Raw genomic sequence first — 24,503 nt, 5'->3', positions numbered from 1 at the left:
ATCACCCAGCCGATATATGCATCTGATTCAACGCGTACACATTGAAGTAATTGGGGATATTCAAGTCTTCGTAGTAATCGATCACAACATTGAAGCCATTGGTTCGGAAGATGTTCTCAAGCCTGCTGATCTGCTCTCCGTCCAGTCCGTGTACTTCCATTACAATTTGCCTGATTTTGCCCCAATCCTCCGGCTCTATTCCTTCCAGGACCTCAAATTCACTTTTTTCCACGTCGATTTTGAGCAGATCAATGGCGTTCATATCGTAATAATGGATCATTTCAGAGATCGTAGTTAGCTTACATCGATGGATTTGTTCATTCAGAAACTTCGGCAACATAAGTTGATCCACAAACCGGTTTAGCATGCGCGGGTCGTCAAAATGATCCCGGTAATGGTTGATTAACCCGTATCGGAGATCCTGATCGTGGTTCTCCCGGTATCTGATCTGGACAGAATCCGTGGACATCGTGGGGAAATAGGCAAACTCCGCCTCCTTGATCTCATTGGAAAGTCCGACGTTAACTGTTGTTACGCGAGGCAGCGAGCTCGTATTCATCTCCAAGAGCTTAAACGTCGGAGGCAGTGGCTCAAAGGCATATACCCTGCAATTGCTCTTGCTGCTGACATACAGGGTGAACATGCCGATATTCGCACCAACGTCCATGACCGTGCCATGATCCGGGAGCGTAATCCCGTGTTTAAAATACATCTCCTTCTGGAAAATCTCGTTGTAGAGGAACTCGGTCTCGCCTTCGTTGTTTTGATAGATTTCGATCCCGTTGTGCAGCCGCTTCTTGGCAGTAGTCTCTGTCTGCGGCGAAAAGCTCTTGTACTCCATCTTGCTCATGCACTTCACCCTCTCAACCATTTGTTATTAGCATTTCTCTAACTGCTGGCGCTCTCATAGTGTCTGACGGCCAGCTTCCAGAACAGCCTGACGACCAGAAGCGATATCACAGGAGCTACAAAAATCCATATCCCGAGGAAGAAGTCCAAACGGTCGATCAAATAAACCGACGGCATGTTGGTAATAAACAAGATAGGCACGACATACAGTCCTATTCTCTGTAGCCATTTGGGGTATATGTACATTGGCATATTGTTAAAATCCCAACACTTATCAATTATGTCGAAGATCGAACCGGACTTCACCGTCCAGAAAGCAAGGATTTGCGGAAGCAGAAGCACCGAGTAGGTCACGATCGTGCTACTCAAGATCACGCCGATATATCCAGCCACGTGCATGAAACTTGGCTCGATGCCAAGCCGCCGCCAAGCCACTACGATCATCGTGATCCCGGCGATCAGGTTCGGAATCGGGAACGCGTAGTTAACGTTTCGGAATGAAATCATGAACTGCAGCGATAGTGGCTTCGTCATATACAAGTCCAGCGTTCCGTTGCGGATATGGCCGGAAAATCTATAAAAGTTATCCATAAACAATCCGGTATAGATTGCGATCATAATCGTATAGGTCCCGGTGAAGATCATCATCTGGTCGGGAGAAATTCCATTAATTTCGATCCCCAGCTGGAAAACGAAGATGACATAGATCAGCTTGGAAAACAGAAATACGGTCTCCATGATCAAACCGGAGTAGAAATTCGCTTTGTATTCCATATAACCGACCAAACTGTTCTTTGCGAAAATAAAAAACATACGTACGTGCTTCCGAATCTCACTCAAGCGGATACTCACAGATCTAACCTCCAACGGCTACATATTTCTTCATCCCGGAATCCCAAGCCAACTTGGAAATGAGCAAAAGTACCGTTACCCAAACGGCCTGCAAGAGGAGCCCGCTCACGATCTCATGAACCTCCAAGCTCCCGAGGATGATCTTAACCGGGAAGAATACGACATACTGGAACGGTAAATAGCTGGAGATTGTGGCAAACGTATCTCCGAAAATATTAAGCGGAAAGATAGCGCCGCTGAGCAGATAGACGCCTTGGTTGAACGCGATATACACGCCCCAAACCTCAGTAATGATGAACGCGAGCGCACTAATCGAATAAAAAAGCAGAAAGTTGATGAGCATTCCAAACAAAATACTAACCAGGAACATAACGATCTGCCCCACTCTAAGCTGAAACCCCCAAATCTGAGTAAACACGGTCATCAGTATGACGAATAAGACAAGGACGACCCCGGTCTGAACCGTTTTCTCACCGAAGAAATTGCATATCCGATAGCTGAAATAATGAATGGGCTGAGCGATAAATTTGCTTAATCCGCCCGTCTTGATGTCATTCGCGATCTCCCCTTCGAAGCCGGCAGAAACCAGCTTGGAGACGACGCCGGACAACACGGAATAAATGATGATCTGTGAATACGTATAGCCGTTAATAATCTCTTGCGGCGAACTGCGGAACACAGCTGTCCAGAGGAAGCATTGGACGAGTATAATAAAGCCGCCGCTGATAATGCCCATCAGGAAATCGGTCCGGTACTCCATCGCGTTCTGAAGCGCAAGGATGTACGTCCTTTTATATTTCTGCAAGGCTTTCATGTCTGACCCCATCTTTCTGATATAAGCTTTCGATGCCTCGCTCGACAGGTATATCTTCAACTGTGAAATCGAGGATCGGGAACCGGTCCAGTATCATTTTGGAAAGCCGCTGGAGGTCATGCTTGTCAATTTCCATGACGGCATTCATGCCGTCATGTTGAGTAATCGTGCCATAGTCGCTTAGCGCTTGCCTCGGCACTTCATCCGTAAATTGCAGCTTGATAATCTTTTTGGCATGCAACAGCTCGTTCACACGCCGAAGATCGCCGTCGTATACGATCCTCCCCTGATTGATGATAATCGCTCGTTTGCATAGATCCTCAATATCCGCCATGTAGTGGCTTGTCAGAATGACCGTTGCCTTCGTCTGCTCGTTATAATCTTTCAGAAACTCTCGAATGCGTTTCTGCGAGATCAGATCGAGTCCGATTGTAGGCTCATCCAGGAAAATCACCTTGGGCCGGTGGATGAGCGACGCAATAAGTTCCATCTTCATCCGTTCCCCCAGCGAGAGTCTCCGCACCTGAATATTAAGCAGGTCTTTAACGTCAAGCATCTCCGTAAGCTCATCCAGGACAAGATTGTAGGGCTTATCCTCGACCTCATAAATGCATTTGTTCAGGTACAACGATTCGTTCGCCGGTAAATCCCACCACAACTGTGATTTCTGTCCCATCACGATTGAGAACTGCATCTTGAATTCTTTTTTTCGTTCCCAAGGGACATAGCCCAATACCTTCGCTTGCCCGCTTGTCGGATACAAGATGCCGGACAGCATCTTAAGCGTAGTTGTTTTGCCAGAACCGTTCGGGCCTAAAAATCCGACCATCTCACCCTGCTCGATTACAAGGGATATTTCGCTAACCGCTTCTTTGATCAGTGATTTTCGCCTCACTAAATTTTTGAGCGATTTTTTGAGCCCCAGTTCTTTCTCGTAATACTTGAAGCTTTTGGATAACCCCTCCATCTGGATAATACTCACTTGCGCACCTCATTTATGTGAATTTAGAATCGTTATACACCGTGCAAATGTAAGACACTGCACTTGGAACAAGCCGGTGTCAGTCGTTCATCCATCATTTCCCTTATTCTTCTGTAGGTCATGCTATGCCATAATTCCTGTACAGACGTATCATGTAATTTACCGATCTCGAACTCCTTGAAAAATTTGCATGCGATAATTGTTCCGTCGGGCGTAATGTCCATCCGGTTCGAGAGAGCCAGGCACTTCTTGTTCATCGTGCCTTTACCCCTCACCTCTTTGCCAAGCACGAAATCTTCAATCTGGTCATGATCCAGATTCGGCTGGTAGCGTAAACGCATTTTCCAGACCCGATTATTCACCCGGTCCAACTCACTCATCAAAGCAGGGATACGCTCCGGATTGAGCTTGTAGTTAAAGGCGTGCCAGCTTCGTTCGCCTTTGTGCTCGCTCGCCGGAAGGAAGTCGAACTTCTCGTCAAAGTAATTGTCCATTCCCTGTGTGCATTCGTCCGAGATATACCACGGGAAGCAGACCATGACCATATCTACACCGACGCCCTCCAGAAAGTCCAGCAGATCGTAAAGCTTGTCAGTCATACCATCGTTAACGACGGTATGGATCGTAATTTTGCCCTTGAACCGGTTTTCTTTGCGCAGCTCGACCAGCTTCCGGATCGCATCTATCGCCTTGCTGAATACCCCTTTGCCGCGAAGCGCATCATTCTCTTCTTCGAATCCATCAAGCGCAATGAGAAGCTCCAGGTTATCGGAGATTCTCAGCAAGGCGTCCAGCTTTCGCTCGATCAGCACCGCGTTCGTGCAGATCGTCGTCTCACGAGGATGGGCTTCAAGCAAATCGGCCAAACGGTCGAAATGGCTGTATACAAGTGGCTCGCCGCCCCAGATATAGAGTCTCGACTTGGCTGGTTCCGTCTCAAGGATCAGCTTCTCCAGCAGCCCGTAGTCGAGCTGTTCGCGTTGCTGCTCCGGTGTCATGAAGTGATGGTAGCCGGTGTCATTCCATTGATAGCAATGTTTGCAGCGCAAGTTGCATTGGTTCGTCAGTTTAATCCCGACCGACTCTGGCAACGGTGTCGCGTAACCCGCTATTTTCTCCATGTTACGCTTGGTTTCCACCGTATTCTTGATCGTACGTTTCAATATTTGCAGATCCTTAGCGGAATGCTTAATCTCAGATTTCGGATTCATATCAACACACCCTTCTTAAACGTAATAGGTCATTCACATGAATCAGTAGATATAATACCTTGAACAAGCTGTACAAATCGGAAGCATATTTTTTTTCATATACGCGCGATACTCTTTGTAATTGTCACTGCGCCAGATATCCAGCAAATTCTCTTCGTTCACGTTGCCGAAGGTCAAATCATAGAAGGCATGGCAGGGCGAAACATCACCTCTTGCCGTAATCTCCGCATAAGTCCATGGAAGAGAGCAACGGTTTCGTTTATCCGCCATCTGATGGAAATGTCCCGAGAAATAGTTGTGCAAGTTCTGTTCATCTATCGTCTTCGGATAGGTAATCACATCGATACTGTTTTTCAAGCAATACTCTTTAACATTATTGAGCTGTCTCGTCAATTCGGGAATATCGATCTGGCTGAACGAACTATTGTCTTTCCAGACCATCCCCTTGGCATACGGAGCTTCATGCACGCCGAATTCCTCACGAAGAACCTCCACATATTGGGCATACTGCTCTTCCGTGGCATAGAGCTGCACTTCCATGCTGATATGGTCCAACATTGACAAGTCGATATGCTTAAAGAAAAATTCCTCGACGTACATATAGGTCAAGGGTGTAATGATAAAGGATACACCCATCTTCGGAAATTGCTTGCCTTTGCTTTGCCGGAGCTCATAGAGCTTCTCGATTCCTTTGATTACTTTCTTGAATACGCCTTTGCCCCTCTGCCTGTCGTTGATTTCCTCAGGCCCGTCGAGCGACACCCAGATCTTATTAGGCGGAGTCTCGACTAACATCTCGGCATGCTTCTCAAGCAGTGTGCCGTTCGTGGGGAAGTCCGCTATGCTTCCATAATGATTGATCATGGCGAGAATATCGCTCAGCCAAGGGTACATCAGCGGCTCGCCGCCGAAGAAATCGTAATATGGCTTGCCGGGGCTGCACTCGATAATGATCTTTTTGATCAGCTCCGGATCCAGCTGCGCTAATGTTTTTTTGCTTTTGTAGGGCCCTTCGAGTCCCCATTCATAACACATCTTACATCGTAAATTGCACTCCTCTAGCAGCTGCAAGACGATCCATCTCGGATAGCTCACCGTATCCTTGGCAACACTCAATTTACTTAAGCTCATCGCATTACCCCTTCTGCCATTGATATCTTAGCTCTTCGTTAACGCAACCCTTGAACAATAGTGATCCACATAATTCGTCCGTTCACCGGGTCTGTTCTTGATCGCTTGATGCATCTCCTTAAGGATATCTACAGAAAAATCCATCTCTCGCCACTTCTCGTAGCGTATTCCAAATCCAAGCGACTCCCACAATTCCAGATTGCTAAGCTCATGACTGCCGAACGGCTCCAGAAGAATAAGAGGCGTTTCGGAGGCAAGCGAGTCGATCAATGTGCCCGCTCCCGGCTTGGCCACGATAGCCATCGCCTCAGAAGCGACGTCATATAACCAATGATGATCAGCCTCAGCGGTATATGAATTCGTATCTTCTCCTGCTATTTCAATGTATGGCGGAAATTCGTGCAGACCGTTCGCGCTCTTCACCCAAGAACACCATTCCGGATCGTTCATCCAATATCGGTGATCGGGATCGGGCTCCGCTTCCTTCCAGTCGTAAGCTACAATATCAAGCCCATAGTTATGACTGGCAAGCTCTGGAATTGTACTTTGATAAGTGCCCATCCCCCAACCGCCGCCATGAACAACAAGCCGCCGCTTCCTTGATTCGAAAGGCAGTGTCGTACCAGGAAGAACCGGGATTTCGTATCGAATTGCCATCTTATCGGTGTCATAGAGACAAGCATTGTAATAATGCTCGTCATACCGGGGATGAAACTTCTTCAGGCTCTTCCAGGACGGAGCCAGATCTGAATCGACGTAGAGCAGGTCTACATGAATCGGATTCGGCAGCATCTTCTCCCTATACAAATCCAGAATATAGATCCAGTGTCCGGATAGCGATATGAATTCGTAGCGTTCTTCCGTTTTCCAGGTCTCCAGCAATAGCTCAACCTGGGCATAATCTATACTATTGCGGATATCCATCGGCATTCGAGCCGAAATATTGGCAAGTGCGAAATTACTGTGGTAAGCCGTCCTGCTATCTGCAATATGCTCCCTCTTGTCGTGCTCCAAAAAGCTTTCGAACACGAGCACTTCCGTTGCGATATCCCTTTTCCCGAACTCGCTTGCAGCTAACAGGCCGGGAATATAGAACCCCAGACCGAAACCCGAGCATAGAATCGTTACTTTACGCTTCCCCATAAACTCTCTTCCTCCATCCATGGTTTCAAGCACTTCGGAATACATCAGGGGGCGATCTTGAAGGATAACGACAACAGAACCTCCTTAAGTTTCGCGGACAATCGTTCGTTATCCCCTGTCCCCTCGATCAGCGAATAATACAATCTGCCCTTCACTTGCTTATTCCGGATTCCCTTGCACTCGCTGACGACCTTGTTAATAAAGAGTGTATTCGCGCTTAACGGTAGCATGCCAAACCCTCGATCAGGCTTATATAGAACACCCTCGCGGTCCAGCAATTCCAGCAATTGATCAAATGATACATCCCCTGCAAACTGTAAGGTAGCATGTGTCATACTGCCGGCCGTATCGTGCTTCTCGAGATACCGGTCAACGTAATGCTTGATCAGACTCATTGATTTTCTTGCGTTGACCTCAACAATCGGAACGATACGGCCGTCTCTTAGTAGCATCGAATCGACGCATACGTCGCCGTGATAACCCGACTGATAAAGCTCGCGGGCTACCAGCTTCATTACACCAAAGTACTCTGCTTCGTGTAACGTATGAAGTAGCCTGTCATCGGCTGTATAGGAGCCTTGGTACGCGAAATTGTGATTGACCAATTGCTGCACAGAGACATGCCGGTACGTACCGTCCGGATCGATGTGGAATTGGCAAGAGAAATCCAGCTCTTTGAGGAGAAACGGCTCAATAATAAACCGAACCGTTCTTCCCTTTCTGCACTGATCGGCGAGATAAGAGGTAACCCGTTGCAGAATCGCTTCCGACTCGATTAACAAATTCCCCTTCCCGGATACCCCAAACTCATCTTTGATCAGAAAGGGGCCTTTTTTCAGCAGAGCCAAGCCGTTTGATAGCAACTCTTCGTGAGAATAGACCGTCTGGCTGTCACACTGAAGCCCAAGGCGACGGTTCAATTCGGCTGAATACAGCTTAGAATTAACCGTCTGAACCGTCTCGACAGCTGGACAATCCTGTTCCAGCCCGAAACGCGCAGTAGCACGGTCCACTCCCGGAATGACCGCAAAGGGCGATAACCGGGCGCCGTTCAGCCAGTCTGGATCTATGTCACCCACTTGATCCGTTGAGGTGAGCAGGTCGAATATATTGGCGGTTCTGCCTGCGCTTCCTCCATCAGGACTCTCAAGATCGCTTGAATTGGACAGAAATTGGAATCCGATCTCATGCAAATACGCTTTATGAGAAGCGTTCATTCGATAACGGGTAATGAGCCTATCCTGCGCCCCGCAAAATGGGAAGAGTAGCTCATCCATGGCCATCACGACATTCTCCATTACAGGATCGTGAACCGACGGCAGTTTGGCTTGATTAGGGTCGCGCCAGAAGCGTTCCGCGTCAAACATCCCGATAATGAGCTCGGACTTGCCTCTATCGTTCATACAGATGCCGTCTTCTGCAGCTCCGAGATATAATTGCAGAAGATTGTAACCGATTCCATACAATCGAAGTCGAATTGTTCAAAATCGATTTCAATGCCGAAGTTCTCCTCCACCTTCAATAAGAAAGTAATTAGCTGTAAAGAGTCCATTCCCCCGTCTTCCATGATGCTGGAATGCCCATTCAAGCTGTTCTCCAGCTGGGCGTCATCCTTAACTTCGCTTATCATCGCTATGATCTGTTCTTGCATAGGTACCTCCCGTTTAATGGATATATTGACTTCCCGCAGCGGCCTCTCGGCAGGGTTGGAACCGATGAAAGCCTGTGACTCCTGTTAATACAATGAATATAAAAATCACCCATTGCGTAAGGTTGGTGAGCGTTGCTCCCAAACGAAATAGGAATGGTTCTATGCATGATTCACAAGATGTCGGGTCAAATACTAGGAGAGATTCTTGAGGTGATTGGATTCTCTGTGGTGTGGTTGTGCCGGAAAAAGCGCTTGAAGCAATGCGGATCGTTGAAAGCTGAGACGGCAATAGCCTGCCAGCAAACGGAATCTTTAAGACAAGAGCAAAGGTTTGGCTTACGCAATACGTTGCATCGCAACGATTATAATCCCGGCATCACTCCCTCCATAGATATGCCCTGTTCACCACGGGCTTCGGGTTAAGGATTCTATTCGAGTGCAGAAGAGATATCCACAATTAACATCATTGGCTCCCGCAACATTACTAACTGCCTACCTTCTTCAGCCATCGTTCAAGGAATATGGATTCTTCATTTTCTATATTCGTAATCAGCGTTTGTAAGTTTTCGGAAATACTCGTATCCCTTGTCAAATTATATTTAATCGCTAGATTCACAAGGATCTTTGCTTTAAGTTCAATGGTTGTGAATTCATCTATATGCTCTTGATTTAATTCAATCAAATGCCGATTATCGTACAAGTACTTGAGTCTTAGCGTCATGATTTTCTTATGATCATAAAGTAAATGAAAGGGTCTTATATCAAGCATAGCCTTATGTTCGGATATCTCTTTCGCATAATTAAATAGAGTTGTGTATATTTGCATGCCGAAGTCAAGATTATGCCTGTCGCCCCCATAGTTGAACATCTCCCAATACTCCGGCGTTTTGTTAGTGAAATAATTTCTTATAGAATTTACCAAGGTATCTGCACTGAATTTATCCTGATATTGATTATTGAATGTATACAGATAAACCATTTCTCTTAGATAATCATAATTCGTTGTTAGATGATTCATGTCGAACGCTAGATTGAAATCATTAAATGATATCTCAGCCTGACTATACACCCCGTTCTTAAAAAAATCGGAAACATACAATATCTCTCTATCCAAATCATAGCCGTATACAAATATGTCATGATGTAATTGAAGTTTATTGTAGCGATCGCTTAGGGGCACGTAGAAATAATTGATCATGGTATGGACATAGTTATTCGCATTAATATTTTCTATAATAAAATGAATAACAGAGTCCCATTTAGTTGTTACAGTATCTCTATGTATCTTTTGGGTAGTAATCCATTTGCACGAATCCGAAGGCCGCAGCTCATAAGTCACAGGGAAATAAAAATCTCCCCAATGATGTTTATAATTTTTGTTAATGAACAATTGGATATAATTGTTAAATATCCATGGGTGAGCGCACTCGTAATGGGTAAGTATGGACAAGAGATGAGCATGTTGCGTATAGGTTGTAATCATCGGATAACTGACCGGCAATGTTTTTCTGCCTAACGTTTGAGTTGAATTTTTCAACCTTTCGTTCACCCCTGGTTATTTGGTTAAATGGCTTAAAGATTCCGAATCAGTATATCTCATTTAGCAATAAGCGCTTTGTACTTGCCCTGTCCAGTTTACCTGTTTTTGTTTTTGGAATGTTATCGATAATCCTCCATTGCCTAGGCACTTTATACGATGACAAATGCAATTTGCAATGTCGTGTCAGTGCATCTATATCAATCAGGCATTCATTAAAAATTTTCAGAAATGCGATAGGCACTTCGCCTAACATATCATCTTGTATACCAACAACCATGACCTCCTCCACTTCTTTCAAGCCGTACAAAAATTCCTCGATTTCTTCCGGATAGATATTGATACCGCCTGATATAATGATATTCTTCTTTCGGCCTGTCAGTATAAGACACCCTGATTCATTCCAATATCCCAGATCCCCTGTCTTTAACCAGCCATCGACAATGGTAGCGTTCGTTAACTCCGGGTTTTTGTAATAACCGAGCATCACATTCGAGCCCTTGACCCAAATTTCTCCGATCGCTGCTCCTTCAACCTCATTCTCTTCTTCGTCAACAAGACGAATCGAAACGTCATTGATGGGTGTTCCACAGGATAAGTAGCACTCTCCCCGTTCCATCATGCTCACCCGCGGAGAAGCTTCGGTCAATCCATAGGTTTGAATAATGTCCGCATGAGGAAATACAGTTTGAAGATGGTCTACTAATTTCGCGGGAGTCGCCGCGCCGCTAATTACAATACATTCAATGGAATCAAAGGCACTCCAGTTCTTTGTCTGATGAAAATCGGAAACAAAGTGCATCAATTGCGTAGGCACCGCCGAGAATGCCGTGACCGCCTTATTCTGAAACAGTTTAAACGCGGTGCGTGGCAGCATGGGCAAGCTGATAAGTTTAATTCGGGTTCCATATAACATGCAAGAAATCAATTGCGTGACAATCGTAGAACTGAAATGAACGGGCATCGTTACCAGAAACGAATCTTGATCCGTATACCCCACCTTTCCGCCATGTGCCAGCGCATTCGTTAATACATTCCGATGGGATAACATAACGATTTTAGATTTTCCGGTTGTGCCCGATGTAGGAAGGAGAACCGCACATTGATTGGGATCGGACTGATTGGTTAACGAGATCGATTCGAACGAAGGCATGGGTTCTTGCGATACATCCTGAGCGGTAACCCAAGGAATGTCACAATTTAAATAAGCAGGTTGTGCAGATTTGCTGATAACCAATTTGGCGTCACTGGCATTTAAAATATTTTCAATCTCAGTATTGGATGCCGAATAAGGCACCGGTACTAACACATAACCGCAGAATTGAATACCAAGCGCCGCAAAAATGAACAAGGGCTCATTATTTGTGTATAAAGCAATATGACTTCCAGGCTCAAGCTGAAAATTCTTGCGCATATATAAAGCAATCAAGTAAGCTTCTGTCATCATCTTCGCGTAAGTCCATTGCTGCTTTAGATCTTCAAGGATAATATGATTTTGGCGATTAGAGGCCTCCAGAAATAGACGCTCAATGATCGTCATCATAGCGTTTTCTCAGACAAATAATTAAGGATTAATCCAGCCGTGGAGAACTTCTCAAATAACAGATCTTCATCAGGGATCGAGATGTTAAACTTCGATTCCACTAAAACAATAAGCTTGACGAAGCCTACGGAATCGATCCCTTGGTCCAACAAACGGGTATCGTGGTCTTCCGGATACTCGATGTCCAGCTCAGCAAAAATTTCGTCTTTCAAGATCAATTCTATTGATTTAGACATCATGTTTCCCCCGTTAGATAATCTTTAGAAAAAGGCTAATTAAAGAGGATCATATACGTGATGAGCAAGTGAGAGTGATTGTGAATAAGTTCATAACGATAAACAAGGTGAATTTGTACTGAAAGAGTTGTTTACAGAGTTGTTTGCAGGGATGCTGCAATTCATGTTGGAGGCGGAGTATGACACGATGCAAGACATAAACAGCTTGACGCGAAGAGTACAACGACGGAAATAATTGAGGGTTACCATCGTCAACATCGCAAAGCCTAAAGAAAAAAAGCATTTTCCCAAGCAATGAAGCGTTGCTGAAAATGCTTTACAAAACGAAGAGGAATGTCATTCGTAAATGGATAAGTTTAGTACAAAACTGGGACTAAGTCCCCTATCACCTCTCCATTTTCTTCCTCGACGGAATCGAATTATATTGCGTAAAATTTTGCTTGGAGAGCGTTTACACTAGTGATTTACAGCACTAATTGATTGATATATTAAATATAATTACATATATGCCAATTGTCAACAGTTTTGAAAAAGCCCTTTGATGCCCTCAGGAATTTTGTCTTTGCTTGATGGGAGATCACCTTCGGTTAATGCAATCGTGTTTCTTTCGTTTGGCACTATCTACAACAATCTTCCATTAAAATCTTCGAAGAAACCGAGAGCTCGCTCCGCTCAAAGACTTAAGCTATTATGCTCACCATATTGTGCTAACCTGCTACTACAATGAAAAATGTCTCGGATCGCTATGATCGAATCACTAAAAGGGTTGGAAGAGTTATCCCAACTTTGAGGGATTGAAGATTGATTGCGTATATCACTATAATTCAGATATTGGATTAAAGTTAATTTAGATAGCGGCAAGGGTGCCGAAAAGGGGGATGCATTTGAATAAGCACACATCAGTGGCTCCGAAACGGCAAAAAAGCCGCTCTTACAGAGTAAATGAGTATGTAAAATCGCCAGAGAAGCAGAAGAAGCTGTATAAAAAAACGTTATGGCTTGTTGTTGTTTCACAAATATTCGGAGGAGCGGGGCTGGCTGCCGGGCTTACTGTTGGAGCGTTGCTTGCGCAGGACATGCTAGGCAGCGACAGCCTTTCCGGTCTTCCCGCAGCTTTGTTTACGCTAGGCTCTGCGGCGGCGGCGCTGATCGTGGGAAGGTTATCACAGCGATTTGGACGCAGAGTCGGGCTAGGTGTCGGATTTATAGCGGGTGGAGTTGGAGCAACTGGCGTTGTGTTTGCCGCGCTCTGGGATCAAATAGCGCTGCTATTTGTGTCTTTGTTGATTTATGGAGCTGGCACGGCAACCAATCTGCAAGCCCGATACGCGGGTACGGACCTGGCGCTGCCGAATCAGCGGGCCAAAGCAATCAGTACAGCGCTGGTGTTTACGACGATTGGCGCGGTGGCAGGTCCCAATCTGGTAGAGCCGACTGGCCGCATGGCGACATCCATCGGTCTTCCTGCTTTGTCGGGGCCGTTTATTCTAGCGGCAGTTGCATATTTCATAGCGGGCCTGGTACTGCTGCTGTTTCTTCATCCTGATCCGTTTATCGTTGCCAAGGCGATTGACGAAGAGGAAAGATTGAATAAAGGTTCGCAAGTGAAAGACGGCAAAAGTCTCCAGGCAAGGGTAGACACAAGCCGCCCGGAGAGCTCTCATAACCGAAAAGGACTCATTGTGGGGGCAACGGTTATGGTGCTTACCCAAATCGTAATGGTGGGTATCATGGTCATGACGCCCGTTCATATGAAGCAGCATGGCCATGGGCTTGGAGATGCAGGTCTGGTGATTGGCATCCATATCGCATTCATGTATTTGCCTTCCCTGCTGACCGGCGTGCTGGTGGATAAGCTTGGCCGTACCTTTATGTCCTGCGCATCAGGCGTTACGCTGCTGCTGGCAGGTTTAACCGCGGCTTTTGCACCAGGCGAATCCATGGGTTTGCTTATTGTAGCGTTGGCGCTTCTCGGCCTAGGCTGGAACTTTGGACTAATTAGCGGAACGGCAGCCATTATCGACTCCACAACGCCGAAGGTTCGCGCGAAGACACAAGGCACGGTTGACGTTCTGATTGCGCTGGCTGGCGCGTCCGGCGGCGCTTTGTCAGGCATGGTTATGGCTGGCGTTGGCTACTCCATGCTTTCCCTTGCCGGAGGATTGATGTCCTTGCTGCTTATTCCGGTGGTGGCCTGGTCATGGAGGAAAAATTCACCCCCTCATTCTGAAAAGCGGTAAATGCTTTGTCTTCCTTTTACAGAGCCAGCTGTAATGTCCTGATTGCTCAAGCTGCTTCTCAGTACCTGGCCCATCTATCAAACCCTACCGCAGACCGTGGCAAGGAGTTTGCCTGTACCCTAGCCTGCAAGCCATTCACGGTTGGAGAACCGTCTGAAACTAATATAAGACTGAACGAGTTAATAGAAAAGGAATGCAACATTGAAGAGTCTTTGAAAAACAACAATAATACTTTAGTGTTCACCGAATTAAAACAAATTCTCGAATCATTTTTATCCTTCAGGGAGTTGACTCCAGAGATCTTGCACCGACCCATTAATCGAATTGAAATTAAAGCAGAAGGGTTCGAGAATCTTTTACAAATTCTCGAACCCTTCTGCTTATTCTTTAATCCTAACCAACATCGCCACCGACTCCACATGCACCGTATGCGGGAACATATCCACCGGCGTGACCTCCACCGTGTGATAACCGCCATCCTCTAGCACTCTTAAATCACGTGCCAGCGTACTCGGATTACAACTCACGTATACCACACGTTCCGGCTTCATCTCCAGGATCGTGTCAAGCAGACGCGGGTCGCAGCCTTTGCGCGGGGGATCAACGACGATGACATCAGCTTCGATGCCTTGTTCTTTCCAGCGCGGAATGACGTCCTCGGAGGCGCCGACTTCGAACTTCACATTCTTCATCTCGTTCAGCATCGCATTGCTGCGCGCATCCTCAATCGCCTCGGGTACAATCTCAACTCCATACACCTGATCCGCATGTTGCGCCAGGAAAAGAGAGATCGTTCCGATGCCGCAATAGGCATCAATTACAGTTTCTTTGCCGCTCAGCCCAGCGTATTCTACTGTTTTTCCATACAGCACTTCAGTCTGCACCGGATTGACCTGGTAGAAGGAACGTGGAGAGATTGCAAATTGCACATCCCCGATATAATCATAGATTACATCACGGCCCCACAAAACACGGGTCTCATCACCGAAAATAACGTTTGTCTGCTTTTTGTTCACGTTCTGGCAGATGCTCGCCACCTGAGGAATCGCTTCACGAATGCTACCGATCCACTCGTCTTTATGTTGAATATCCCGGCCATTCGTCACCAGAACGAGCATCATCTCTCCAGTACGGAACGCCTTTTTCACCACGACATGACGCAACAGACCACGGCCTGTTTCTTCGTTGTATGCACTGATGCCGAGGTGGCTGCCGATCTCCTTCACCTTCGCCACAACTTCATCATTATGCTCGTGTTGAATAAGACAGGTCTCCATGTCGATGATTCGGTGACTTCCTTTGGCATAAAAACCACCTACCAAACCACCTTCGGTTACACCAATCGGCACCTGTGCCTTGTTCCGATAACGCCACGGCTCGTCCATCCCCATCGTTGGCAAGACACGAATCGCGTGTCCTGTATCTTCTTCGTTCGTCTCATCCTCCACCAACACGTTCAGCTTCCCGATCCGCTGCAAATTATCGATCACAAGCTGACGTTTCCACGCCAGTTGACCAGCGTAGCTCATATGTTGAATCTGGCATCCGCCGCATTGATCGTAGATCGGACATGGTGCAGATACACGATCTGGACTGGCTTTGACAATCTCCAGCAACTTGGCGTAGCCATATTGCTTCTTGGTTTTCATGACGCGAACGCGCACCGTTTCTCCTGGAAGAGCACCTTGCACGAATAGCGTGTACCCATCTGCACGACCTACACCCTCACCGTCATGGTTCATGCCAATGATCTCAATGACGGTTTCATCATTTTTGCTAACAGGTAATCCCTCGATTGGTGCGGATTCACGTGCTCTGCCTTTCGAACGCACACCAGAAAGAGATGCACCGTTTGGCCGCACCTCTTTACCTGACTGACTTGTAGATGGACGGCTTGATTGCATGGATTGACTTGGCTGACGGGAAGTTGAAGCATTCCCTTTCCCTTGAGGAGCAGCCGAATTCCGGCGGTTTTTTCCACGACCGCTGCGGTTCGTATTAGACAACGTACATTCACTTCTTTCTTATATAGTACACCGCCTGCAATGACGGTGAGTTAACCTATAGCTGTTCTGAACTGTTCTGAGCTTTTCTGTAATTTCCGTAATCTTGATAAAAGAATTGCCTTCTTCACGCCAAAAATAACGTTCCAAAATTCTAACGAATCTCAGAAACGTTATTTCATTGTAACATTTATTTACCGATGGAACAGCTGCAGATGATGCTTTAGATTCGTAAACGTCGCAGGCAACGTGCCGCCCAGCTCACCGTCCAGATTCAGTTGTACATAGCCTGGGGAATTGACTTCCATGTGATCCGTCTGGAAATGAACAACCTTTTTGTCGTTCAGATGCTCTCCGCGCAGCGCCAAAGTAACAAGACGAATCATATCCGCCAGATTACACTTGCGTACACCAATGACATCGAACAACCCATCATCAATGGTTGCCCCCGGAGCCAGCTTCTCGAAGCCGCCAACGGAGTTCGTATTAGCAATGAGGAACAGCATGAATTCATCATGAATTTCTTCCTGGCCATTCGCACGAATGATTAATTCCTGCGGGGACAGGCTTGCCATTTTCTCAATCCCCTTCATATAATAGGCCAGTTGCCCGATCATCGTTTTCAAACGACTCGGCACTTCATAGGTCAGTTCGGTTAACGATCCACCACCGGCGATGTTGATAAAATATCTATCGTTTGCCTTTCCCAGATCCAGAGGACGCGTCTGCTGCTGAATAACCAGATCCACATAATCTTCCCATTGTCTCGGAATCCCGAGCGCACGCGCAAAGTCATTGGTCGTCCCCAGAGGAAACACACCCAGTGGAGGGCGATTGTCCCGCTCAGCCATACCATTAATGACCTCATATAACGTACCGTCTCCGCCAGCAGCAATAATCATGTCGTATCCGCGTTCAATCGCCAGTTCCGCTTCCCGGGTCGCATCGCCTTCCCCCGTTGTAGCATGACACGAAGCCTCAATACCGCCTTGATCCAAACGTTGCAAAATATCAGCTAGACGTTTCTTCATTTCTTCCCGGCCTGAAGTCGGATTATATATTAATCGAGCTCTTTTCATCTGATACGCCACCTATTCCACATTATCCATGAGTCCGAATGACCTCATCTTCTTACGCTGCATCAGTCCACCGAGGGGCATCATTATAATTAACACAACCATAAACTTTCGTTAATCCTGCCCAAACACTATATATAACTATGCCAGAGGAATGACGTCCCATTCCAAAAGCTATTGCTTCTATCATATCATCAAATGTAAAGATGTCCTAGCCTATTCCAGCCGTGATTTTTGCATAAATCAAACGCCCGAAGTCCCTTACCCTAATAAACATGCCAAAGTCATCTTGAAACCGATCTTTCCATCTTCTTTTGCAAAAAAACCACTGATCTTCCATTCTGCCCGCTTGCACCGGAATTAATCTCCATACTATCTGCTGTCCACAACTAATTATATTATGACAAAAATATACAGCAAATTTACAAATCTCAATATAAAAATATAACCTAAATAAATATTTTTCCAGTACCATGGATATACAGAACACATCCATACATAACTGACCTCACTCTACTACGTTTACAAAGGAGAATTGCACAATGCAAAAAACCAAAAAACTGGTACTGATGCTAATGGTTACCCTCCTCGCCTATTTACCGATAGGCACCGTTGCGGAAGCAGCCGTCATTAATCATGACCAGGTCGTCGGTTTTCAAGAAGTCACACCCGTAACAGCCACGCAAATCACAGCCAAACGTTTTCAACCTTTTCTGAAGGTCTATCATGGATGCGTGCCTTTCCCGGCCGTTGATGCACAAGGAAACACCAGCGCAGGTTTGGCAACGTCCGGATCACACAATGGCGGATGCGGCTCCAACCTGGGTCAGGTCTATTCACGTTCTGCTTGGCATAATGGCGTCTGGGCGATCATGTACGCATGGTACTTCCCTAAAGACAACCCATCTCCGGGATTTGGACATCGGCATGACTGGGAGGGCATCGTCGTATGGGTAGACAACCCGGCGGTTGCTAACCCGAAAGTACTCTCGATCGCCTACTCAGGTCACGGGCAGTTCACCAAAGTGGCACCAAGCAACAGCAATATGCAGGGCGACCATCCGAAAATCTCCTATAATAGCACCTGGCCGCTCAACCACGAGCTTGGTGTAACCAACGTAGTTGGGGGAACTCAGCCGCTAATCGGTTGGGATGATCTGACTCCAGCCGCGCGTAATGCCCTGAATACAACGGACTTTGGCAGTGCCAATGTACCATTTAACGATAACAACTTTGCGAACAATCTGAATAAAGCCTGGTTTAGATAATTGGTTAGATCATGGATTCACACAAAAAAACCACGCCCTAGGGCGTGGTTTTACGTTATGCACAAATAGAAAAATCTATTTATAACTTCAATCTTTAAATCTTAAACTGACTTCAATCTTCAACCTCATCACACTTCTTCAGCAAAAACTGAATCTGGCGCTCCAGCCACTGCCCAAGCAAAGGATGAGGCAACAACGTTTCCCCACTATATGCATATTCCAACTCTTTAAGTCGACCTGGAATAACATGCTGGGTAAAATAACCGGCACTCAAAAATAGCGGTGCCACAATGACGCGACTGCCGCGCTCTTCGGACCAGTATTTCGCCTTGTCATATACACTTTCCGGATTAAGCAATGCATAGTCTGTATGAGCGACTCCACTGATTTGCTGCACTCGTTCCGCAAGCGAAGAAATCCCTGCTTCCCAGCGCTGGCGGAATCCATCATGGATACTGCCATGTCCGACAAGCAAAATCGTTTCCTGCTCAGGTTGTTGTGATAACAACCGAACCTTATCCCATACCATCACCGCAATATCAGGATCATTATCCACTGGATAGCCAAAATGAACCCGCGCCTTCACCTCAAAAGGTTCAAGATCGGTTTCCCGCTCAGGTGCATCCTTCGCCCCGATTGCATACTCGATCTCGTCCACATGGGTGCTGCCAGAGGAAACAAATAACGGTACAACCAATAGGTCCGTTACACCTTGCGCTTCCAGTCGGTTAATACCGTCCTGAATTAAACGCCCGTCCACCAATTCCAGAAATCCAGCTTCAACAGGTAACGGATCAGGCAGATTCAACCGGGAAATCGCGTCATCGACGGATTCTACCCAGGTTTTCTCCTGAGAACCGTGACTAATGATGAGTACACCCGGCTTCTTCATGACTTAGCGCCCCAGGCGTTCCAGCGTCATTTTATAACCGTCATTCCCGTAATTCAGACAACGCTTAACACGCGAAATTGTAGCCGTGCTCGCGCCCGTCTCTGCTTCAATCTGGTTATACGTGTTGCCTTTGCCAAGCATACGTGCAACTTCCAGCCGCTGGGACATGGATTGAATCTCGTTCACGGTGCAGAGGTCATCAAAAAAGACATAACACTCTTCAATATCCTTAAGTGTCAGGATTGCCTCAAATAGTTGTTCAATGCTTTTATCATTTAGCTTTTTCAGCTGCATTTTATCATCATCCCCTAGCGGTTACTGTGTACATCCATTGTACCTAGCCTGAGTTGGTATTTCAAGCGTTAACGATTTCACGCACTACAGAACAAAAACACATGTTACCGCTTACAAAACATACTATTGTCCTCCGGAGGCGGACAACAAGCATAAAAACTGCGATAATCGCCCCTTTAGGGGGAACATTTCCGATTATTTATCTAGGATTTTATACCTGTAAATTGTTACAAAATTGTGTCCGAAATTCATTTTTCTTCCTAAAAACCATCTTATAGGCTTGGCATGACTTGCGCCCATTTCCGCAAATATCCCGTTTTCCGTGATACCCGCCTACGCCGCCTCTCCGCGAATGACATACAGTATATCAAAAGGGAGTTCCACCCTGCTTGTTATACCATGATTTTTACAGGATTGATTTCTCGGTGGAACGCAATTCCGAAAAATCTAATATAGAAGGAACGTGATCGTTCATGCCACAGCATTACTATCATCGCCCGCCAGGAACACGGCAACGTCCGGCTCCTCAAGGCCAGCAACAGGCTCGAACCTCAGCCTATGCACCGTATGGAAATGTGCCACGCTCTCTCAATGAAGCCCAGATCCAGCCGATGTACCCCGGAGTTCATCCGACTTACCCGGGCTTCGCCGAGGTTGAAGCCTCCGGTCTTATGCCCTATGGGCAGGGCGCACCCAGCGGAGGGCTTTATGGAAGCGACGTCGTGCCCGTTACTCCAGTCGTTCCGGCTCAAACACCTGCCTCTTCAGGCAGCTCAGGCTTTTCCCTTGCCAACTTAGGTGAGTTAAAAGGCATGATCGACCGCTTCGGCGGCATTGACGGCATTATGAGCGGCGTGGCCAAAATGCAAAAGGTCGTTGGCGGTATTCAGCAGATGGCCCCGATGATGAAACTGGTGATGGGCATTCTGCCTTTTGGAAAAAATAAAAACAGTAGCAGCGAAGCCGACGCTGATTATGAAGAATACTCGAAACCTCGCCCGCGCAAACGCCGCAAAAAAACGACAGGTACACAGCGGAAACGCACCTCTTCCCCAGCGCGCCGGAAAAACGCAACATCCAAACCGCGTCCTAAAAGACGCAAAAGTTAACTCTATTCAGGCACTCCCCTTACAAAGGCGGGTGCCTTAACCTTTTTGAACAACTAAAAAGCAAGAACTTATGTTCTTATTCTGGAAAATGGGGTATACTAGAGACTACATATAAGGAGGCAGACCATGGAACTGTTCAAAGATAAATATACACCTGCTCTCATTGATCGAACCGCCAATCAGTTGCATCAATTCTATCCAGAGTTACAAACACAGCGATTCCGCGAACTGGTTTTCGCTGAAGGCTGGGAAGCGCTGGAGTTCAAGGCAAGGATACGTCGGATTACGGAATCTTTGACCCATGTTCTGCCCGCCGATTACGAACAAGCCTTACATATCCTTGAACAGGCAGCTCCACAGTTGCGCGGGGTTGAGTACCTTTTTGTGCCTGATTTCATTGAAGTGAATGGACTTGCCCCCGAAAACTACGAGTTATCGATGAAATATCTTAAGGTATTCACACCTTATTCAAGTTCTGAATTTGCGGTGCGCCCGTTCATCCAACGTTACCCGCTTAAGACGTTGAAACAGTTGATCGAATGGACGGAAAGCAGTGACGAGCATATTCGCAGGCTTGCTAGCGAAGGCAGTCGCCCTCGTTTGCCATGGGGAGCCAAGCTTGGGGATTTGATCGTTGATCCGACGCCCGCGCTTCCGATTCTGCATGCACTCAGGCAGGATGAATCCCTCTATGTACGAAAAAGTGTAGCGAACCACCTGAACGATATTTCCAAGGATCACCCTGATCTCGTTCTCGACTTAGCTCAAGCTTGGTACGGTCAGAACGCGCATACCGACTGGATTATCCGCCACGCAAGTCGTTCGCTGCTGAAGAAGGGGCACCCTGTTGCACTGAGCCTGTTCGGCTATCACAAGCAGGAGGCTGTTCATATTGAAAACCTGAAGCTGGATCGGGAGCAGATTGCTACGGGAGAGGATCTTCATTTTTCATTCGATGTGGTTAATACGAGCGGCGAACCACAGATGCTGAGGCTTGAATATGAGATTGGTTATATGAAGGCTAACGGCAAACAGGCACCCAAACGCTTTAAGTGCTCGGACAAGATGTATGCCAGTGGTCGCAGTACCGTCAATACCAAACAATCATTCAAACTCATTACGACACGGAAATATTACGAAGGGCTGCATACGCTCACGATCGTTGTGAACGGGCAAAATACGGAATCCGCTTCTTTTGTGCTTACGTTAGACTGAACTTCGAAATGGGAATTTCACTTTAGTTATGCACAAGTCTCTATGATTGAATCACTTATGCACATGTGGATAGAAGAATAGACAAAGAATAGCCGTCAGGCAACAAACAACCTTGGGAGCAACGGATTTCGTGTTCCGCAAGGTTCGCCTGACTGCCTTTTCTCTTTATTATCAAGTTATCCTGTTTATTTAAACCAGCCGCGCTTCACAAACCAGGCCACCATACAGCCTCCAAGAACAAACATCAGCAATAACACAGCACCGTAACCATACCTCCACTGAAGCTCCGGCATATGGGCGAAGTTCATGCCGTAGATACCTGCAATTAGAGTGAGTGGCATAAATACCGTCGTAATGACCGTCAGTGTTTTCATAATCTGATTCATTCGATTCGAATTCAGTGAGATATAGCTATCGCGCAAGTCTGCCGTCATCTCCCGATCAGCTTCAATCATATCCGTCAGTTTGAGCAGGTGGTCATAAATATCGGTGAAATATGCCGTATGTTCCCCTGTTCGCTGTACATGTTGCGAATTAATGACCCGGTAGAGCAGATCCCGCATAGGGACAACAGTGCGTCTAAGCTTCAGGAGTCGACTGCGTAGGTCAAACACCTGATTCATCAATTCTTCTACAGACTCCTGACCGCCCCGATTTTCCAGTTCAGCCAGTTCATCCTCGATGGAAAATAGCGATGGAAAATAATGATCGACCAGTTTGTCCATCACTGTATAAGCTGCCGCCACCGGCCCTCTTGCCCAAATGGTACGCTCATGAGCGTGTTTCAGCAGTCTGTCCCAGGCTTCGTCCACTTCTTCCAATCTTCCATGATGGAATGACACCAAAAAGTTCTGTCCCAGGAACAGATCTACCTCTTCTGCCTCAAGCGTAGCTGGATTCAGCGCATGTAACACAAGAAACTGCAAATTCTCATAATAATCCAGCTTGGGACGTTGCAATACATGCAGACAGTCTTCAATGGCAAGTGGGTGAAAATGAAAATATGTATCCAGTAGCCGACTTTCTTCTTCGGTAGGCTGGTTGAAATCTGCCCATACCCAGGCAAAATCGTTTAAATCCAGCTGTTCAAGCGGCATATTCACCGTGACTTGATGATCCCGTGTAATCGCAAGTGTACGAATCATGGATTAGACCACGTCCTTGTCTCTTATCGAAGTTCTGATTTCATTGTACAGCCTGGACAACAAAAAAAGCCAACCCTGTTGGCTTCTCTCATTTCCCCTATCCACAGTTCCCTGTATCCACAGGAAGGTTTCTTTTGGTTTATCATTCCACGGATGGCTATCCACATATCCAGCCTGTCCACATCTTCGTGCACAGGCATTTCTTCAACTCATTGTATATTTATCCACATATCCCGATATTCACACGGTTATGAACAGGTTCGTCCTTCACTTACTGTATCCGATCGATGGATACCCGGCCCTTCTGTTGACAACTATTTAGAAAATAATCCAGTACAACAGACCTGCAAGTGCTCCGGTAATTGGAATCGTAATGAACCACGTAATGATGATACGTCCAGCCAGTCCCCATTTTACAGCCGAGAAACGTTTCGCCGAACCTACACCCAGAATCGCGGATGTGATTGCGTGTGTCGTACTTACCGGAAGGTGCAACAATGTTGCTGTGAAAATAACGGATGCAGCAGATAAATCGGCAGCAAAGCCGTTAATTGGTTCGATTTTAAAAATTTTAGTCCCCATCGTTTTGATGATTTTCCAACCACCCACCGATGTCCCCAGGGCCATAGCTGTTGCTGCTGAGATTTTAACCCACAGTGGTACTTCAAGATGATCCTGTACCTTGGCTGCGACGAGTGCAAATGTAATAATCCCCATCGCTTTCTGCGCATCGTTGGTACCATGAGTGAATGCCTGCAGGGCAGCCGTGAAGATCTGTACCGTACGGAAGCCTTTATTCACATTGTGCGGACTGCGTTTGGCAAACACATATTTAAGAATCGTCATGACGATATAACCAATGGCAAAAGCAATCAGAGGTGACAACAGCAAACCTCCGACGATATCAATGAATCCACTCCATTTCACTTTGTCCGAGCCTGCTCCAACGAGCACTGCACCTGCGAGCGCTCCGATTAACGCATGTGAAGAAGATGAAGGAATTCCAAACCACCAGGTAACCAAATTCCAGATGATCGCGGCAATCAAGGTGACGATGACAACCTCGATCCCGTTATCAAGCTTGGTGGGGTCCGTCACGCTCCCCCCAATCGTCTTCGCAACACCCGTAAACATCATCGCACCAACAAAATTCATCACGGCCGCCAAAATAATGGCGCGGCGCGGCGTCAGTGCACGTGTGGATACCGATGTGGCAATGGCATTAGCCGTGTCGTGGAAACCGTTGATGAAGTCAAACGCCAGTGCAAGGAAGACGACTATACCTAATACCCAAATCGTTGTTTCCATTATT

General features: G+C 46.6%; 22 protein-coding genes and 1 pseudogene. 5 read left to right on the top strand and 18 right to left on the bottom strand.

Features of this window, described 5'->3' with window-relative positions:
• Position 1: 1 nt before the first annotated feature.
• From MKY23_RS03980 to MKY23_RS03925, 12 genes are all read right to left on the bottom strand, one after another.
• Positions 2-850: an FkbM family methyltransferase gene (locus tag MKY23_RS03980; protein ID WP_339835446.1), complete on the bottom strand. Its 849-nt coding sequence runs from the start codon at positions 848-850 to the stop codon at positions 2-4.
• A gap of 38 nt (positions 851-888) precedes the next feature.
• A complete protein-coding gene (locus MKY23_RS03975) occupies positions 889-1,701 on the bottom strand; it encodes an ABC-2 family transporter protein (RefSeq protein ID WP_154891621.1) in 813 nt (270 codons plus the stop codon).
• Between the two features lie 4 nt (positions 1,702-1,705).
• A complete protein-coding gene (locus MKY23_RS03970) occupies positions 1,706-2,515 on the bottom strand; it encodes an ABC-2 family transporter protein (RefSeq protein WP_308723311.1) in 810 nt (269 codons plus the stop codon).
• The gene (locus MKY23_RS03965) at positions 2,493-3,497 is read right to left on the bottom strand and encodes an ATP-binding cassette domain-containing protein (protein ID WP_090923301.1); all 1,005 of its coding nucleotides are present in this window, start codon (positions 3,495-3,497) and stop codon (positions 2,493-2,495) included. The genes MKY23_RS03970 and MKY23_RS03965 overlap by 23 nt, the downstream gene beginning before the upstream one ends.
• Before the next feature lie 32 nt (positions 3,498-3,529).
• Complete coding sequence (locus MKY23_RS03960) at positions 3,530-4,708, bottom strand: radical SAM protein (protein WP_154960623.1); 1,179 nt, start codon at positions 4,706-4,708, stop codon at positions 3,530-3,532.
• 42 nt (positions 4,709-4,750) lie between these two features.
• Positions 4,751-5,839, bottom strand: a complete 1,089-nt coding sequence (locus MKY23_RS03955; RefSeq protein WP_154891619.1) for a radical SAM protein — start codon at positions 5,837-5,839, stop codon at positions 4,751-4,753.
• Positions 5,840-5,866: 27 nt separating this feature from the next.
• The gene (locus MKY23_RS03950) at positions 5,867-6,982 is read right to left on the bottom strand and encodes a UDP-glucuronosyltransferase (protein ID WP_339835437.1); all 1,116 of its coding nucleotides are present in this window, start codon (positions 6,980-6,982) and stop codon (positions 5,867-5,869) included.
• 44 nt (positions 6,983-7,026) lie between these two features.
• Positions 7,027-8,385 carry a hypothetical protein gene (locus MKY23_RS03945; protein ID WP_339835435.1) on the bottom strand — a complete coding sequence of 453 codons (1,359 nt, stop codon included), beginning with the start codon at positions 8,383-8,385 and terminating at the stop codon, positions 7,027-7,029.
• On the bottom strand, positions 8,382-8,633 hold the full coding sequence (locus MKY23_RS03940) for an acyl carrier protein (RefSeq protein ID WP_090923305.1): 252 nt from the start codon (positions 8,631-8,633) through the stop codon (positions 8,382-8,384). Before MKY23_RS03940 ends, MKY23_RS03945 begins: the two co-directional genes overlap by 4 nt.
• 484 nt (positions 8,634-9,117) lie before the next feature.
• Positions 9,118-10,170 (bottom strand): hypothetical protein, encoded by a 1,053-nt coding sequence (locus MKY23_RS03935; protein WP_339835432.1) that lies wholly within the window; start codon positions 10,168-10,170, stop codon positions 9,118-9,120.
• A gap of 49 nt (positions 10,171-10,219) precedes the next feature.
• Entirely contained in the window at positions 10,220-11,713 is a 1,494-nt protein-coding gene (locus tag MKY23_RS03930; protein WP_339835429.1) for a class I adenylate-forming enzyme family protein, read from the bottom strand.
• Positions 11,710-11,952, bottom strand: a complete 243-nt coding sequence (locus MKY23_RS03925) for an acyl carrier protein (RefSeq protein WP_339835426.1) — start codon at positions 11,950-11,952, stop codon at positions 11,710-11,712. Before MKY23_RS03925 ends, MKY23_RS03930 begins: the two co-directional genes overlap by 4 nt.
• Before the next feature lie 219 nt (positions 11,953-12,171).
• On the opposite strand from MKY23_RS03925, the pseudogene MKY23_RS03920 reads away from it, so the two are divergent.
• Positions 12,172-12,326 (top strand): annotated as a pseudogene (locus MKY23_RS03920) (IS256 family transposase); the annotation flags it as partial.
• A gap of 525 nt (positions 12,327-12,851) precedes the next feature.
• Positions 12,852-14,189 (top strand): MFS transporter, encoded by a 1,338-nt coding sequence (locus tag MKY23_RS03915; RefSeq protein WP_339839194.1) that lies wholly within the window; start codon positions 12,852-12,854, stop codon positions 14,187-14,189.
• A 380-nt stretch (positions 14,190-14,569) separates the two neighbouring features.
• Here the strand turns inward: MKY23_RS03915 and rlmD are convergent, their stop codons facing one another.
• Both rlmD and MKY23_RS03905 read right to left on the bottom strand, forming a co-directional pair.
• Complete coding sequence (gene rlmD / locus MKY23_RS03910; RefSeq protein ID WP_221788382.1) at positions 14,570-16,195, bottom strand: 23S rRNA (uracil(1939)-C(5))-methyltransferase RlmD; 1,626 nt, start codon at positions 16,193-16,195, stop codon at positions 14,570-14,572.
• 191 nt (positions 16,196-16,386) lie between these two features.
• Positions 16,387-17,271 carry a diacylglycerol kinase gene (locus tag MKY23_RS03905; RefSeq protein ID WP_090923311.1) on the bottom strand — a complete coding sequence of 295 codons (885 nt, stop codon included), beginning with the start codon at positions 17,269-17,271 and terminating at the stop codon, positions 16,387-16,389.
• A gap of 566 nt (positions 17,272-17,837) precedes the next feature.
• On the opposite strand from MKY23_RS03905, the gene MKY23_RS03900 reads away from it, so the two are divergent.
• On the top strand, positions 17,838-18,536 hold the full coding sequence (locus MKY23_RS03900) for an NPP1 family protein (RefSeq protein ID WP_244159393.1): 699 nt from the start codon (positions 17,838-17,840) through the stop codon (positions 18,534-18,536).
• Positions 18,537-18,648: 112 nt separating this feature from the next.
• Here the strand turns inward: MKY23_RS03900 and MKY23_RS03895 are convergent, their stop codons facing one another.
• Together MKY23_RS03895 and MKY23_RS03890 are read right to left on the bottom strand one after the other, a co-directional pair.
• On the bottom strand, positions 18,649-19,428 hold the full coding sequence (locus MKY23_RS03895) for a CbiX/SirB N-terminal domain-containing protein (protein ID WP_154985766.1): 780 nt from the start codon (positions 19,426-19,428) through the stop codon (positions 18,649-18,651).
• A 3-nt stretch (positions 19,429-19,431) separates the two neighbouring features.
• Entirely contained in the window at positions 19,432-19,722 is a 291-nt protein-coding gene (locus tag MKY23_RS03890) for a YerC/YecD family TrpR-related protein (protein WP_017690665.1), read from the bottom strand.
• A gap of 473 nt (positions 19,723-20,195) precedes the next feature.
• Here MKY23_RS03890 and MKY23_RS03885 point away from each other — a divergent pair, with 473 nt between their 5' ends.
• The gene (locus MKY23_RS03885) at positions 20,196-20,831 is read left to right on the top strand and encodes a tyrosine protein kinase (protein ID WP_339835419.1); all 636 of its coding nucleotides are present in this window, start codon (positions 20,196-20,198) and stop codon (positions 20,829-20,831) included.
• A 126-nt stretch (positions 20,832-20,957) separates the two neighbouring features.
• Complete coding sequence (locus MKY23_RS03880; RefSeq protein ID WP_339835416.1) at positions 20,958-22,046, top strand: DNA alkylation repair protein; 1,089 nt, start codon at positions 20,958-20,960, stop codon at positions 22,044-22,046.
• 185 nt (positions 22,047-22,231) lie between these two features.
• Here MKY23_RS03880 and corA read toward each other — a convergent pair whose 3' ends face one another.
• Both corA and MKY23_RS03870 read right to left on the bottom strand, forming a co-directional pair.
• On the bottom strand, positions 22,232-23,191 hold the full coding sequence (gene corA / locus MKY23_RS03875; protein WP_154960613.1) for a magnesium/cobalt transporter CorA: 960 nt from the start codon (positions 23,189-23,191) through the stop codon (positions 22,232-22,234).
• Between the two features lie 318 nt (positions 23,192-23,509).
• The gene (locus tag MKY23_RS03870; RefSeq protein ID WP_090923317.1) at positions 23,510-24,499 is read right to left on the bottom strand and encodes an inorganic phosphate transporter; all 990 of its coding nucleotides are present in this window, start codon (positions 24,497-24,499) and stop codon (positions 23,510-23,512) included.
• Positions 24,500-24,503 lie beyond the last annotated feature (4 nt).

Origin of the sequence: Paenibacillus sp. FSL R7-0272 (assembly GCF_037969905.1) — a bacterium.
GTDB classification, from domain to species: Bacteria; Bacillota; Bacilli; order Paenibacillales; family Paenibacillaceae; genus Paenibacillus; species Paenibacillus polysaccharolyticus.
Note: the sequence above shows the minus strand (reverse complement) of the source record. Positions and strands in the feature narration are given on the sequence as shown.